The sequence below is a fragment of the Candidatus Paceibacterota bacterium genome (genome assembly GCA_028711505.1).
Classification (GTDB): domain Bacteria; phylum Patescibacteriota; class Minisyncoccia; order JAHISW01; family Tagabacteraceae; genus JAQTSC01.
The window spans coordinates 110,843-125,080 of sequence record JAQTSC010000001.1; the positions used below are offsets into that span (position 1 = coordinate 110,843).

The 14,238-nt window shown below is 39.2% G+C and carries 20 protein-coding genes and 1 tRNA gene; 18 read left to right on the forward strand and 3 right to left on the reverse strand.

Annotated features, from left to right (window positions below; translation table 11 throughout):
* The first annotated feature begins 13 nt into the window (after positions 1-13).
* The 18 genes from PHC85_00475 to PHC85_00560 all read left to right on the forward strand — a co-directional run bounded on the left by PHC85_00475 (position 14) and on the right by PHC85_00560 (position 12,766).
* Positions 14-1,321: a hypothetical protein gene (locus PHC85_00475; GenBank protein MDD5032583.1), complete on the forward strand. Its 1,308-nt coding sequence runs from the start codon at positions 14-16 to the stop codon at positions 1,319-1,321.
* Positions 1,322-1,462: 141 nt separating this feature from the next.
* Positions 1,463-1,678, forward strand: a complete 216-nt coding sequence (gene infA / locus PHC85_00480) for a translation initiation factor IF-1 (protein ID MDD5032584.1) — start codon at positions 1,463-1,465, stop codon at positions 1,676-1,678.
* 5 nt (positions 1,679-1,683) lie between these two features.
* On the forward strand, positions 1,684-1,797 hold the full coding sequence (gene rpmJ, locus PHC85_00485) for a 50S ribosomal protein L36 (GenBank protein ID MDD5032585.1): 114 nt from the start codon (positions 1,684-1,686) through the stop codon (positions 1,795-1,797).
* Positions 1,798-1,806: 9 nt separating this feature from the next.
* Positions 1,807-2,193: a 30S ribosomal protein S13 gene (gene rpsM / locus PHC85_00490; protein ID MDD5032586.1), complete on the forward strand. Its 387-nt coding sequence runs from the start codon at positions 1,807-1,809 to the stop codon at positions 2,191-2,193.
* 97 nt (positions 2,194-2,290) lie between these two features.
* Positions 2,291-2,674: a 30S ribosomal protein S11 gene (gene rpsK, locus PHC85_00495; GenBank protein MDD5032587.1), complete on the forward strand. Its 384-nt coding sequence runs from the start codon at positions 2,291-2,293 to the stop codon at positions 2,672-2,674.
* 4 nt (positions 2,675-2,678) lie between these two features.
* Positions 2,679-3,299, forward strand: a complete 621-nt coding sequence (rpsD, locus tag PHC85_00500) for a 30S ribosomal protein S4 (GenBank protein ID MDD5032588.1) — start codon at positions 2,679-2,681, stop codon at positions 3,297-3,299.
* 31 nt (positions 3,300-3,330) lie between these two features.
* Positions 3,331-4,365 (forward strand): DNA-directed RNA polymerase subunit alpha, encoded by a 1,035-nt coding sequence (locus PHC85_00505; GenBank protein MDD5032589.1) that lies wholly within the window; start codon positions 3,331-3,333, stop codon positions 4,363-4,365.
* A gap of 1 nt (position 4,366) precedes the next feature.
* The gene (gene rplQ / locus PHC85_00510) at positions 4,367-4,714 is read left to right on the forward strand and encodes a 50S ribosomal protein L17 (protein MDD5032590.1); all 348 of its coding nucleotides are present in this window, start codon (positions 4,367-4,369) and stop codon (positions 4,712-4,714) included.
* Between the two features lie 13 nt (positions 4,715-4,727).
* On the forward strand, positions 4,728-5,093 hold the full coding sequence (rplM, locus tag PHC85_00515; GenBank protein MDD5032591.1) for a 50S ribosomal protein L13: 366 nt from the start codon (positions 4,728-4,730) through the stop codon (positions 5,091-5,093).
* 2 nt (positions 5,094-5,095) lie between these two features.
* A complete protein-coding gene (gene rpsI / locus PHC85_00520) occupies positions 5,096-5,533 on the forward strand; it encodes a 30S ribosomal protein S9 (GenBank protein MDD5032592.1) in 438 nt (145 codons plus the stop codon).
* A 13-nt stretch (positions 5,534-5,546) separates the two neighbouring features.
* Positions 5,547-6,068 (forward strand): nucleotide exchange factor GrpE, encoded by a 522-nt coding sequence (locus tag PHC85_00525; GenBank protein ID MDD5032593.1) that lies wholly within the window; start codon positions 5,547-5,549, stop codon positions 6,066-6,068.
* 81 nt (positions 6,069-6,149) lie between these two features.
* Positions 6,150-8,066 carry a molecular chaperone DnaK gene (gene dnaK, locus PHC85_00530; protein ID MDD5032594.1) on the forward strand — a complete coding sequence of 639 codons (1,917 nt, stop codon included), beginning with the start codon at positions 6,150-6,152 and terminating at the stop codon, positions 8,064-8,066.
* Between the two features lie 2 nt (positions 8,067-8,068).
* Entirely contained in the window at positions 8,069-9,136 is a 1,068-nt protein-coding gene (gene dnaJ, locus PHC85_00535) for a molecular chaperone DnaJ (GenBank protein ID MDD5032595.1), read from the forward strand.
* An 11-nt stretch (positions 9,137-9,147) separates the two neighbouring features.
* A complete protein-coding gene (locus PHC85_00540; GenBank protein MDD5032596.1) occupies positions 9,148-9,690 on the forward strand; it encodes a hypothetical protein in 543 nt (180 codons plus the stop codon).
* Positions 9,681-9,753 (forward strand) — tRNA-Lys (locus PHC85_00545). The genes PHC85_00540 and PHC85_00545 overlap by 10 nt, the downstream gene beginning before the upstream one ends.
* 230 nt (positions 9,754-9,983) lie before the next feature.
* A complete protein-coding gene (locus PHC85_00550) occupies positions 9,984-10,556 on the forward strand; it encodes a lysophospholipid acyltransferase family protein (GenBank protein MDD5032597.1) in 573 nt (190 codons plus the stop codon).
* Between the two features lie 2 nt (positions 10,557-10,558).
* Positions 10,559-12,370 carry an ABC transporter ATP-binding protein gene (locus PHC85_00555; GenBank protein MDD5032598.1) on the forward strand — a complete coding sequence of 604 codons (1,812 nt, stop codon included), beginning with the start codon at positions 10,559-10,561 and terminating at the stop codon, positions 12,368-12,370.
* An 81-nt stretch (positions 12,371-12,451) separates the two neighbouring features.
* A complete protein-coding gene (locus tag PHC85_00560; protein ID MDD5032599.1) occupies positions 12,452-12,766 on the forward strand; it encodes a hypothetical protein in 315 nt (104 codons plus the stop codon).
* Positions 12,767-12,807: 41 nt separating this feature from the next.
* Here the strand turns inward: PHC85_00560 and PHC85_00565 are convergent, their stop codons facing one another.
* The 3 genes from PHC85_00565 to PHC85_00575 all read right to left on the reverse strand — a co-directional run bounded on the left by PHC85_00565 (position 12,808) and on the right by PHC85_00575 (position 14,193).
* On the reverse strand, positions 12,808-13,029 hold the full coding sequence (locus PHC85_00565; protein ID MDD5032600.1) for a hypothetical protein: 222 nt from the start codon (positions 13,027-13,029) through the stop codon (positions 12,808-12,810).
* A gap of 83 nt (positions 13,030-13,112) precedes the next feature.
* Entirely contained in the window at positions 13,113-13,481 is a 369-nt protein-coding gene (locus PHC85_00570) for a hypothetical protein (protein ID MDD5032601.1), read from the reverse strand.
* A 70-nt stretch (positions 13,482-13,551) separates the two neighbouring features.
* Positions 13,552-14,193 carry a hypothetical protein gene (locus tag PHC85_00575; GenBank protein MDD5032602.1) on the reverse strand — a complete coding sequence of 214 codons (642 nt, stop codon included), beginning with the start codon at positions 14,191-14,193 and terminating at the stop codon, positions 13,552-13,554.
* Positions 14,194-14,238 lie beyond the last annotated feature (45 nt).

Genomic DNA, 14,238 nt, shown 5'->3' on the forward strand with positions numbered 1-14,238 from the left:
AGAATAAAAAAACATGATCAAACAAACCATACAAGATATCATCATAAAAAAACCCGGCGAATCAAAGAGGGAAAGTTCTGAAAAAGCATGGCTGGAAACTCAAAAAATAAAACAGCGTTCGGACTCGTCAGAAAAAGTCCTGAGCGAAAAAAAAGATAGCGCCAAAAACGGACCCGGCTGTTTGAAAAGAATTTCTAAAGGGAAGATAGCCTTTGGTCTGGCCGTTTTTTTTCTTGCGGTTATTTTGGGCGCCAAAATGATTGATGCGTTTTCAAGAGCCGTTGTTTTGATAACTTTGCGGGCAGAAAAAATCAATCTGGAAACAATAGTAAAAGCCGGTCCGGGGGAAAATTATGATTTTGCCGCGGAAAAGATGGAATTTTCTTTGGAAAAAAGCAAATCAGCCCGGGCTACCGGAGCGGAAGACGTTAACCAATACGCTTCCGGAAAAATAAAGATTTTTAATGAATTCAGCTCAACCTCTCAATTGTTGGTGGCAAATACACGTTTTGAAACTTCAGCGGGAAAGGTTTTCCGTATTCATTCTTCGGTTGTTGTTCCCGGCGCCACCGGTAAAAACGAAGATTTGATTCCAGGTTCCATAGAAGCGATAATTTACGCCGACAAGCCTGGAGAAGAATACAACATAGGTCTTTCCGATTTTACGATTCCGGGTTTCAAAGACAGTCCCCGTTACGAAAAATTTTATGCGAGGTCCGTTTCACCTGTTGAAGGAGGTTTTATCGGCAAGAAAGCCGTAATCGCGGAGGAAGATTATGAACGCATTACCGCAGAGCTGGAAAATGAAATAACCAGTGAGATTATGGAAAAAGCGGTTCATCAGATTCCCGAAGGATATATTTTTTACAAAAACGCTTCCAATGTCTCTTTCGTCAAGAAAGAATCTTCGGAACCGGCCGAAAATGGAGGAACTACTTTTGTTTTATCCGAAATCGGGACAATCTCGGCATTTTTAATGCCCGCGGATTCTTTTTCGCGTTTTCTCGCTGTAAAATATCTGGGCGAGGAATTCCGGGAAAAAGTTAAAGTCGCGAATTTGGGAAGTCTTGATTTTGAAAAAATAGATGGTGATTTTGAAAATGGGACTATTACATTTAAAATAAAGGGTGAAGCCAATTTTGAATGGATTGTTGACGAGGGCAAACTGAAAGAGGCCCTTACGGCTTCTCCCAAAAACATGAGCGATGTTTTTGGTCAAACTCCGGCGATAAAGAAAGCGTCCATTGTTTTCAAGCCGTCTTGGTGGCATTTTTTCCCAGACAATCCGTCAAAGATAGAATTACGGTTTTCCGAACAATAGAGGCTGTGTTACCGGCTTTACCTATTTGACAGAATCATCGTTTTTTTGCTAGTATCTTTTTTATAAGACATTTGTTTTATCGGTTTAATACCCGATCGATGAGCCAATCAAAGGCAGTGATGGCTGTCTTTGGTGCTAATAATGCAAAAAGAAGCAATTAAAACAGTTGATGGAACGGTCACTGAGGCGTTGCCAAACGCCACTTTTCGAGTTCAACTGGATAACAGCGAGGAAGTAATTTTGGCTCATCTGTCCGGCAAGATGAGGATGTACAGGATAAAAGTTCTTGTTGGAGACAAAGTAAAATTAGAAATGAGCCCTTATGGCGAAAGAGGAAGAATAGTAAAGAGATTTTAACGAGCATGAAAGTAAGGTCTTCAGTAAAAAAAATATGTAAAGACTGTAAATCGATCAAAAGAAGAGGTCGAATTTTTGTCATCTGCAAAAACCCGAAACACAAGCAAAGACAAGGTTAAATTTATAAAATTATGCGTATTTCCGGAACAAATATACCAGATAACAAACGGCTTGACGTGGCTTTGTCGTATTTGTTCGGTATTGGCAAAAGTTCCGCCCAGAAAATTTTGAAGGAAGCGGGCGTTCTTCCAACCGCAAAAGCGAAAGATCTTTCCGCCGAAGAGTCGAATAAAATTAGAGAACTTTCTGAAAAAACAAAGATAGAAGCCGAATTAAGAAGAGAAATTTCCGCGAATATAAAACGCCTTAAGGATATAAAATGTTATCGGGGATCCAGACACGCCCGCAACCTTCCTGTTCGCGGACAAAACACGAAAACTAATTCCAGAACAGTGAGACCTTATCGCGGAAGAAAGACGATGACAAGTGGGAGAAGAAAACTTGAAAAGAAATAATTCGACTTGTCTGCCGATGGGCGGGAAAATTCACTATAAATAAAAAATGGGAAAAAAACGCATTATAAAAGAAAAAGGAGGGGGCGCCAGCGCTGAAATGAGAGCGAGGGCTTATAGCAAAATACCGAAGAAAAAAATCGAGGCGGGTTCTGTTTACATTGAAGCGACATACAATAATACCCGCATAACTTTTACGGATACGCAGGGCAATGTCCTCATATGGGCTTCGGCCGGAGGTCTTGGGTTCAAAGGGGCGAAAAAATCAACCCCTTTCGCGGCTTCCAAGGTGGCTGAACTTATTTCCGATAAGGCAAAAATGATAGGCGTTAAAGAAGTCAACATAGAAATAAAAGGAGTCGGACCGGGCAGAGAATCGGCGTTAAGAACCATTGGCAATCAAGGAATCGAGATAAATTCCATAAAAGACACCACCCCGATTCCGCATAACGGCCCTTCGCCGAAAAAACCGAGAAGGGTATAAAAATATGGCTGATACAAAATGCAAAACTTGCAGAAGAACAGGACAAAAACTCTTTTCAAAAGAAGAGAAATGTTTTGGCGCGAAATGTCCGATGATAAAAAAACCGTATGCTCCAGGCAAAAAGACAAAAAGGCCGAAATCTCTTTCGGAATACGGAATACAGCTTCGTGAAAAGCAGAAATTGAAATTTTTCTACGGATTAAGAGAGAGGCAGTTCGCAAACTACGTGAAAGAAGCGATAAGCAGAGGAGGGTCGGGCATTTCCGATCGTCTCGCGTCAACGCTGGAATCCCGTTTGGATAACGTCGTTTTTAGGGCGGGTTTCGCAAAATCAAGAAGCATCGCGCGGCAGATTGTCGGACACGGACATATTTGCGTAAATGGCAGAAAAATCACAATACCGTCTTTCCAGATAAAAAAGGGAGATAAAATTTCTTTAAGGCCGCAGAGCGCCGGCAAAGCGATATTCAAAGATTTGGATGTCTGGTTGAAAAAATACAATCCTCCCGCATGGCTCAAAGTGGATAAAGATAAAAAAGAATCCGAAATGGCAAAGCCGATATCGGGAATTGACGCCGAAACCGGAGCCAATATGAACTCAATAATAGAATTTTATTCGAGGTAATAATAATTTTATTGGTAATTTTTAAATAAATATGCAAGATTTTGAAATTGCGTTGCCCTTAAGTCCCAAGATAATTTTGGAAGAAGGGAAAAAGGGAATTTATGAAATAGACGGACTTTATGCCGGATATGGACACACTCTCGGAAATTCTTTAAGAAGAATCATTCTTTCGTCTATTCCCGGAGCCGCCATAACTACGGTTAAAATAGAAGGAGTAAGCCACGAATTTTCGACAATCTCTGGCATAAAAGAAGACGTGATCGTTTTGTTGCTTAATCTGAAACAGGTTCGTTTTAATATGGATTCAGGAGCGCCGCTTAAAGCGACATTAAATATAAAAGGTCAGAAAGTTGTTACTGCCGGGGATTTTGAAACGCCGGCGGGATTGGAAGTTCTTAACAAAGACAGGGTGATAGCGACTTTGACGGATAAAAATTCCCATCTTTCCCTTGAAGTGGATGTTGAAAAAGGCTTGGGCTATGTCCCTAGGGAAGTTTTGAAGAAAGATAAAATCGAAACAGGCATGATTATTCTTGACGCGGTTTTTACTCCGGTAAGAAGAGTAAATTATGAAGTGGAAAACATGCGTGTTGGCGACAGGACGGACTATAACCGTTTAAGGTTCATAATAGAAACCGACGGAAGCATAACCCCGCGGTTCGCTCTTGAAAACTCAATAAAAATTCTCTTGAAACAGCTCAGCGCTATTGTCGGTTTTTCCGAAGAGGATACGAACAAAATGATGGAAGAGGTCAAATCAAAACAGCCGGGAGCCGAATTGAAAAAATCGAAAAAAGACAATCAGGAAAAAACCGGCGAAGATTCTTTTGAGGGAGAAGAATTGTCTTCCGAAGACGATTCTCAGGCAGATTTCTTAAAGACAAGAATAGAAGATTTAGGGCTTTCAAACCGGACGCTGAATTCTTTGTCGAAAGCGAGCATCAGGACGGCTGGAGGGCTTGCCAGAAAAAAAGCCGATGATTTGAAGGAAATAGAAGGTCTTGGAGAAAAAGGCATAAATGAAATAAGAAGAGCCTTGGGTAATTTAGGCTTGATATTAAAATAATATGCGCAAGCAAAAAAAGGGCAGAAAATTAGGGAGAGTCAGCAAACAAAGAAAAGCGCTCATGAAATCGCTTTTCAATAATTTGACGCGCGACGGAAAAATAAAGACGACGGAAGCCAAAGCGAAAGAGATGAGGCCGAAATTTGAAAAAATTATTTCAAGGGCGAAAAAAGACACCGTGGCGAACAGAAGAATTATAGCCACGTATCTTACCCAGTCCATGACTAAGAAAATGTTTGAAGATGTCGCTAAAAAATACGCCGATAGAAACGGCGGATATACCAGAATAACGAAGTTGGGGGCGCGGCGCGGAGATGCCGGAAAAATGGCTGTTATAGAGCTGGTTTAATTAATATAATTCTATGTCAGAAATTAAAAACAAAAAACCAAAAATAGTGGAGATAGATGCCGAAAATAAGTCATTTGGAAGAGTGGCGTCTCTTGTCGCATCCACGTTAAGGGGAAAAACTTCGGCGTCTTTTGAACCGAATCGCGTTCCCGACACAAAAGTAAAAATTTTAAATCTGGCAAAAATCAATTTCACGGGCAAAAAATTTCAAGATATAACATATCAAAGATATTCCGGTTATCCCGGCAATTTGAAAATTCTGCGCCTTAAAGACCTATTCGCCAAAAATCCGGAGAATGTTTTTAGAAAAACCGTGGAAAGAATGTTGCCCAAAAACAGATTAAGGAAAGTGGCGCTTAAAAATCTGATTTTTAAATAATCATGACAAAAACAACAACACCCGCGAAACCCGCGAAAAACGACGAAATTTATTTTGAAGCCGTAGGCAGAAGAAAAACTGCCGTTGCGCGCGTGCGTCTTTTCGGCAAGGCAAAAAAGAAAAGCGGGGTTTTGGTTAACGATAAAGAATTGGGAATTTATTTTCCGATTTTTGAACATCAGGAAAACGCGATATCGCCGCTTAAAAAAACGAAGACAAAAGACGAATTTTTTGTAAGCGTAAAAATTTCCGGCGGCGGAATAAACGCGCAGTCAGATGCCATGCGGCTTGGCGTAAGCAGAGCTCTTCTTAAATATGACAAAGAGCTGAGGCAGCTTTTAAAAGATGAAGGATTTTTGAGGAGAGACAGCAGGGCGAAAGAACGCCGAAAATTCGGCTTAAAAAAGGCCAGAAAAGCTCCACAGTGGTCAAAGAGATAAACTTTTTAAAAATATGCCTGATGAAATCATAAATGACGAAATCAGCGTAGAAAAAGAAGACGAATTTCCCAAAGATAAATTAAAAAAACTCAAAGAGGAACTGAAAAAGTGCGAGAAAGAAAAAGAAGAATATCTGTTGGGGTGGCAAAGATCAAAAGCTGACTTCATAAATGCCAGAAAAGACGAGGAAAAAAGACGTGAAGAATTCGTAAAATTCGCTAATTCGCTCATAATTTACGACATTATACCTGTTTTAGACAGTTTGGAGCTGGCTTTTTCGTGTTTCCCCGCAAAAGAACAAAACAAACACGGCGATGGGATACGTCTGATAAAACTACAAATAGAAAATGTTTTAAAAAAATACGGCCTTAAAGAAATTAAATCTCTTGGAGAAACATTTAATCCGGAATTTCATGAATCCGTCGGAGAAATCGAATCGGATAAGGAAAGCGGGGCAGTAGCGGAAGAAATTCAAAAAGGATATATTTTAAACGGGAAAATTTTGAGGCCGGCAAAAGTAAAATTGGCAAAATAAAAATAGCGGAGGCGCCGGAACACTTGAAATGCGAAAATTTAGAAGATAAAATTTTTCATATAAAATAAGTTATAAAAAAATATGGCGAAAATATTAGGGATAGATTTAGGAACAACCAACTCGGCGATGGCCGTTGTGGACGGAGGGGAGCCGAGAATCATAGAAAATGACGAAGGAGGAAGAACTACGCCTTCTGTTGTTGCCATGACTAAATCCGGCGAACGCGTAGTCGGCCTTTTGGCAAAAAGGCAGGCGATAACCAATCCTAAAAATACGATTTTTTCCGCGAAACGGCTTGTCGGCCGCAAATTTACGGATAAAGAAATACAAGAAGACAGAAACCTCTTGCCTTATGAATTGCGCGAATCTGGCGAGGGCGGGGCTGAAGTCAAAATGGGAGAAAAATGGCATGGTCCGGCGGAAATTTCGGCCATGATTCTTCAAAAACTCAAAAAAGACGCGGAGGCAAAGATCGGAGAAAAAATAGAAGAAGCCATCATCACGGTCCCCGCGTATTTTAACGACAGCCAAAGAAAGGCCACAAAAGACGCCGGAGAAATAGCCGGGTTTAAAGTGCGCAGGATTTTGAATGAACCTACGGCGGCGGCGCTGGCGTACGGATTCAACAAAAGAAAAAACGAACAAATAGTAGTTTATGATTTTGGAGGAGGAACTTTCGACGTTTCCGTTCTTGAAGTCGGAGACGACGTTGTGGAAGTAAAATCCACGGATGGCGATACGCATCTTGGCGGCGATGATTTTGACCAAAAAATAATAGATTGGATAATATCGGAATTTAAAAAAACAAGCGGAATAGATATTTCCAAAGATCAATTGGCACTCCAGCGGCTTAAGGAAGCGGCGGAAAAAGCCAAACACGAGCTTTCAACAACAATTGAATCGGAAATAAACATACCTTTCATAACGTCAAATGAAAGCGGCCCGCAGCATCTTCTCCTTAAATTATCGCGCGCGAAGCTTGAGGAAATTGTCGGCAAGTATATTGACGGCTCTATTGAAATAACAAAGAAAGCCATTGCCGCGGCAGGTTTTTCCGTTTCGGACATAGACGAAGTGGTTCTGGTAGGCGGACAAACCCGAATGCCCGCCATACAAAACGCGGTAAAAAATCTTTTCGGCAAAGAGCCGAATAAATCAATCAATCCGGACGAAGTCGTGGCGCTTGGAGCGGCTTTGCAGGCGGGAATACTTCAAGGAGATGTGCGCGATGTGCTTCTTCTTGACGTTACGCCTCTTTCTCTTGGCATTGAGACGCTCGGCGGCGTAATGACTAAGATAATAGACAGAAACACAACCATACCGGTTTCGCGTTCACAGGTTTTTTCCACCGCTCAAGACAATCAGAGTTCAGTTGAAATACATGTTTTGCAGGGAGAAAGGGAAATGTCCAATGATAACAGGACGCTAGGAAGATTTATTTTAGACGGCATTCCGCCGTCTCCCAGGGGCATGCCCCAGGTGGAAGTCACTTTTGATATTGATGCCAACGGTATTTTAAGCGTAAAAGCGAAAGACAAAGCGACCGCAAAAGAACAGACAATAAGGATTGAAGCGTCTTCCGATTTGAGCAAAGAACAGGTGGAAAAAATGCGGCAAGAAGCGCAGGCTCATGCCGAAGACGACAGAAAGAAAAAAGAAATTATCGAAGCCAAGAACACGGCTGACGCATTGGTCTACGCTTCCGAGAAATCTTTAAAAGAGGCAGGAGATAAAATTTCAGAATCAATTAAAAAATCCGTGGGAGATAAAATAGAAGCGCTTAAAAAAGCGAAAGAAGGAGATAACATTCAGGAAATAAAAAATAAGACATCGGAATTGTCTTCTGAAATTCAAAAAATAGGAGCGGAACTATACAAACAACCGGGATCTCATGAAACGCAGGATGGAAAAGATAATCAAGAAAAAAATGACAAAGACAACGATTCTGGCAATATCCATGACGCGGATTTCGGGCCGGCTGACGACAAAAAATCATAATTATGAATAAAGATTACTACGACATATTGGGCGTTTCCAAAAACGCTCCCAAAGATGAAATTAAAAAAGCCTACCGTAAATTAGCGCATAAATACCACCCTGACAAAGATGGAGGAAACGAACAAAAATTTAAAGAATTAAACGAAGCATATTACATCTTGGGGGATGAAAAAAGAAGGTCCGAATACGACCGTTATGGCAGAGTTTTTTCCGGAAACGGAGCCGGCGGCGGTCCGCAAGGATTTGATTTCAACGGTTTTGATTTTTCCGGTCTTTCCGATTTTTCTGATATATTTTCCGACTTGTTCGGTTTTTCCTACGGCGGTTCAGAAAGCGGGGCGAGAAAGCGGCGGGGCAGAGATATCTCCATAGACCTTGAAATAACATTCGAAGAATCGGTTTTCGGGGTTTTAAGAAAAGTGCTTCTTTCTAGAACAGCCGTATGCGATGAATGCAAAGGCAAGGGAAGCGCGCCGGATGCTACTTTTAAAACATGCGATATTTGTTCCGGAACCGGAAAAATACGCGAAACAAAAAAATCTATTTTCGGGACTTTTACCTCGCAGAAAACTTGTTCCGAATGCCGAGGCTCCGGTAAAATCGCTTCAAAAAAATGTAAAGTTTGCAGGGGGGAGGGCGTTTTGAAAAAATCAGATGAAATTTCAATAAAAATTCCTTCGGGAATTTACGACGGAGAAATGATAAAAATGCCGGCAAGCGGCGAAGCCGTTCCCACGGGCGTTTCCGGAGATTTATATGTTAAAATACATGTAAGACCGCATCAAATTTTTAGAAGAGAAGGGGATAATCTGATTATGCATCTGAACATCCCTCTTTCCGAAGCGTTGCTTGGCGGCGAAAGAAAAATAAGCACGCTTGAAGACCAGGTAAAAGTAAAAATTCCGGAAGGGGTGAATTACGGCGACGTTTTACGATTGAAGGGCAAAGGGGTACCGCATAAAAACGGCGGCAGGGGAGATCTCCTCGTAAAAATCATAATAAAAATGCCCAAAAATCTTTCGAGGAAAAGCAAGAAATTGATTGAGGAACTCAAAGAAGAAGGAATATAAAATAAACCGGCATGATATTTAATATCGTAGGCGTGGAAACTGCGTCAAGGATACTTTCACATCCGACTTGGGATATTTTAGCTATTTCCTTTTTCCTCGCGGTCGGATTTTTTTACGGTCTTTCCGCGGGAAAAAGAAAGCTTTTCGCCATTCTTTTTGCCATCTATGCCGCGATTCTGATATATTCTAATTTTTTATACATTGATTTCCTCCCGGATAAAGGGAAAATTATCAATCTTTTTCTTTTAAGAACAGGTTTTTTCTCCTTTCTTGTGGCGGTATTTGGAATTATTTTCAGTAAAACGGTTTTTTCGGGAGTCGAAAAAGTAGACAAATGGTGGCATGCTTTCGTTTTGAGCTTTCTTGAGACTGGACTTCTGATGAGCGCTATTTTTCAGATATTTCCGGCAAAAGGATTCGTGGAATTTTCCTCGATAACGGAAAATCTTTTTGCCTCGGACGAAGCGTTTTTTTGGTGGCTAATCTTGCCAATTGTCGCTTTATTTATTATATTTAGAAAGCGTAGGAGCGATAAATCGCAAAACCGCCCATAGCTCAGTTGGTAGAGCTGCTCCCTTTTAAGGAGAAGGTCCCAGGTTCGAGTCCTGGTGGGCGGATTGAACGAAGTGAAAGAAGAACAAAGAAAGCAAATTTATTTGCTTTAGTCAGGACTCGAAAGGCGAAGCGATGCCGAGCCAACAGGCGAGGCCGCGAGCCGGGGCTGAAATTTTTGCGAGCGATGGCGAGCAAAAAATTGTAGCCGAGTCCTGGTGGGCGGACACATTTTATGTTTCAAAAATGGCTCCAAAAAATTCTGTGTTTAATTTTAGTTAAACCTTTTTTTTATTTGTTCTTTAAATTAAAGGTATCGGGACAAGAACATTTAAAAAATCTTTCGGGTCCGCTTTTGATTATCGGCAATCATAAATATTTTATAGATTCTTTCGCGCTGGGCGCTTCGTTGTCTTTTTCATCAAATCTTTATCCCATAAGAATAATGGGGGCGGTTGATTTTTTCTACGATCCGGTCCTCGAATTTTTGAGAAAGCTCGGCGCCATCAAGATAGTGTATTGGGTATTTAGCGTTTTTCCCGCCGTAAAAGGCAGGGGGCTCGAAGAAGCGCTTAAAATTCCAAAGCGAATTATTGAAGAAGGAGGGGTTGTTTTTTTACACCCGGAAGGCCAGATTATTAAAGGCGATGATATCGGAAAATTCAAACGGGGTGCGCCAGGACTAGCTCTGGCGGCAAACGCAAAAATTCTCCCTGTTGTCTTTAAGCGTGGAGAAAAACACTCCAAAAGAGATTATATTGTCAAATTCGGCGAGGTTTTTATCTTTCCCAAAAATATAGCCACGCCCGAACAAGGCGCAGAGTATATGAGGGATATTATCGTCAAGCTTTACAAATCTTTGCCATAAACATGGAAAAAGAAAAATTATCATTTCCTGTTTTTAAAGATATGGCAAAGAACGGCATACGTCTTTTGAAATTAATTTTTAAAGATAAAAAGGGGTTGATAATCTTCAGACTTTCCTTGCTTTTTTTAATGGCAACTATACCTTTTTTGCAAAATGGCTCTCAGGGGCTTTTGATAAATGAACTTATAAAAATAACAGGCACACATTCTTCAACGGCATATTTTTTCTGGCTTGTTGTCGCATGGAGTTTTATTATAATTTTGCCACGTTTCGGCGATGCGTTTGAAACCTATACTACTAAACTTTTCTATTTTTATCTTGATGAAAAAGTTGAGACCACCCTTCTTAAAAAATATGGGGAATTGGACATTATTTCTCGGGAAAATAAAGAAATAAGCGATTTACTCAACAGGGTTCAAGAAAAAGGTTTATGGGGTATGAGAAATTTTATTGATAGATGGTTTTGGATTTTACAAAATATTTTGGAAATCATTTTTGCTTCATCGGTAATTATTTTTTCCAATTGGTTCCTGTTTTTAATGTTATTTTTAGGAACCCTACCGGAAATGATCGTTGAAGTAAAATACGGAAAAGAAATATGGGGCATACACGCAGGAAAAGCGGAAGTAAGAAGAAAGTATTGGGAATTTAGAAGCCACTTCTCTGTATTTAGTAAAGTGGTTGAATTGAAGCTTTTGCAAAACATAAAATATTTTCTTTCTTCTGTAATAAATTTGTTTAAAATATTTCAAAAGGAACAAAAAGACGAAGAAAAAGAATATTTAAAAGCAAGTTTTCTTTCTTTGTTTTTTTCGCAATCTGTTTTAATATTCGCTTCAATTTATTTTATTTTCAAAGTTTTAGATGGAAGTTTACAAGTAGGAACTTTTGTTTTTATAGTAGCGTCAATAGCCGGGTTAAGGAGATCTTTATCTGGTTTTTTTAGCAATATGGGACGGCAATACCAAGACGGACTTTTTGTATCGGACGTTTTTAAACTTCTGGACACAAAGGAAGTGATAGTTAAACCACAAAAAGGTATTATATTAGATACAAAGCAAACTCCGAAAATTATTTTTGAAAATGTTTCGTTCGCTTACCCCGAAACCGATAAAAAAATCCTAAAAAACATTTCGCTAAAGATCGAGGCCGGCGAGAAGTTGGCTTTAATTGGGGCAAATGGCGCCGGAAAAACAACTCTCGTAAAATTATTGTGTCGTTTTTACGATCCCGTTAATGGTAAGGTTTTAATAAATGGTCATGATTTGAAAAATATTGACCTTGAAAGTTGGTACAGCCAAATTGGTGTAATTTTCCAAGACTACGCAAATTATCGCATTTTGGTTAAGGAAGCAATTGCCGTCGGAAGAACAACGGAAAAAGCGAAGATTGAAAAAATTAAAGAATCAGCAAAAGCAAGCGAGGCGGATATCTTTATAGAAGATTGGGAAAAAGGATATGATCAGACGCTTGGCAAGAATTTTACTGAAGGCGTTGAACCGTCAGTAGGGCAATGGCAGAAACTTGCTTTGGCAAGAACTTTTTATCGCGATCCGCAGATATTAATTTTAGACGAACCTACTTCTTCCATTGATGCCGAGTCTGAGGCTAAAATTTTTGATAAATTGGAAGCGTTGCCAAAAGATAGAACCGTAATTTTAATCTCTCATAGATTTTCTACCGTTAGAAAAGCGAACAAAATCGCCGTCATTGAAAAAGGCGGAATTAAAGAATACGGAACACATAAGGAACTGCTTAAATTAAACGGTACTTACGCACGTCTTTTCAAATTGCAAGCAAAAGGGTATCGATAAATTGGCCTAGGGAAGTTAGCAACAAGCGAAAAATCTTAGGGTTTTGGGGTAGATTGGGTATAATAAAACCATCAAAAACATATGAGTAAAAATTTAGTTGAAAATTTTAATGATGATATCAAAAAAGTAATGGAGTTTATTAACTCTGACAAGAAAGATGAGGCTCGCGTGTTTTTTAATGACATAATTTTTAAAAAATACGGGAAATTAATAAGAGACAAAGAAAACCCCTTGGTATTCTTTGAAATATTTTTTACTGAATTAGACGATTATTTAAACAATGAAGGAGCGATTATGCTTGGAGTTATTAGCAAAAATGACATTTTAAAAGATTATTCCGGCTATAAAGAAGATTTAAGACTTGCGCTCGAAAGAGAACAAAATAATAAGGGCTGAAACCTTGTCCGTTTCAGCCCTCAACGTAAAAATTGCTTAGTCTACTTTTTGTTGTAGCTCCGGTCGGCGGCGTTTTCGCCGCCATGATATTCGCGATAGCTACCAGTAGAAGTATTAAGTTTAAAACTTTCATGAACATGCTTCTCGCCACCAGTAGAAGTAACCCGATCAGTTTGGATTTTCGAATTATCTTCTTGGCTTTGACGCACTTTCGTTGAACCACTACCAGAATCTGAACGAAACATCGTGTTCCAAAATCCCATCTTTTTTCACCTCCTTTCTTTAGGTTTTCAACGAGCCAAAGGCTCTGTCTTGACGCTATAACGGGACAGGCAAGTTGTCAACATCAAAAAATTTTTAATTTATAACTATATTTTGGTATAATACTGATACAACTTATGAAATCTATATTGATTACAGGATCAACCGGTAACATTGGTTTATTTTTAGTGCCAGAGCTTTCAAAAAAAGGATATAAAATTTTTTGTTTGTATAGCCAATATATGCCACTATTGGAATGATAAACAAAGAGATGAGATATTTCTGACGCTATGGGTAGTTTAGTTAATGCTTCAATCCATGCCCATTGACCATTTGCGTTAATTTCCAAGAAATAATATTCATTATTTGGAGTAACTATCATGTCTATTGCGCCAAAATTTAATCCCAGTCGTTTTACAATGTTTATACATTTATTTTTTTCTGTTGTCGGCAAATTGATAGCTTCATTGTGTAGGGCAATGCACAAAAGAATTTGCCGATAAAAATGGAGTGGAATGTATAATTTATTTTATATAACCCAAAAACAGCTTTTGTAATTTTTGATAAGCATTTTGGGGACCATAGGCTTTTTTACCGGATTTTTCTACAATTTTTAAAGATGTAATCCCTTTTTGGGCCCAAAAATTAACGAGATCTTGTCGCCCTGTTTTTTGGTAGAGCTTTATATAATGGTAAGCGATTTGGAAATAAGGAGGTCTATGTTTTGATTTTAAAATTTTGTCTAATAAATTTTCTGCTTTTTTGTATTGCTTTTTTGCGATGGCCGTATCTGCTAAAAACCTCATGGCGTCGTTTTTGTAAAGCGCCGACTTTGAATATTTGAGACTTTTTTTATACGCCGATTCGGATTCTTTGTATTTCTTTAATGAAAACAAGGCATTGCCCAAAGCACGCCATGCCGCCGGATTTTTTGAGTCGTATTTTAGGGATTTTTTAAAACAAAAAATTTTTTGTTTTAATGTATTATGATCAGACCCTTTATTTTTGTTCATCAAGCTGATTAAAAGGCCTTGGTGATACCAACCTTTTGAAGGAAAACATTTTATAATCTCAGCCAATCTTTTTTGCGCTGATTTAAAATTCCCGTTGTTTATTTCTCTGAAATACGGCTTGAAAAGATTTTGATAATATTTTTTTGCGAGCATAATAATGAGTAAAAATCAAGGCGGGTTATCTGTAATAACCCGCCT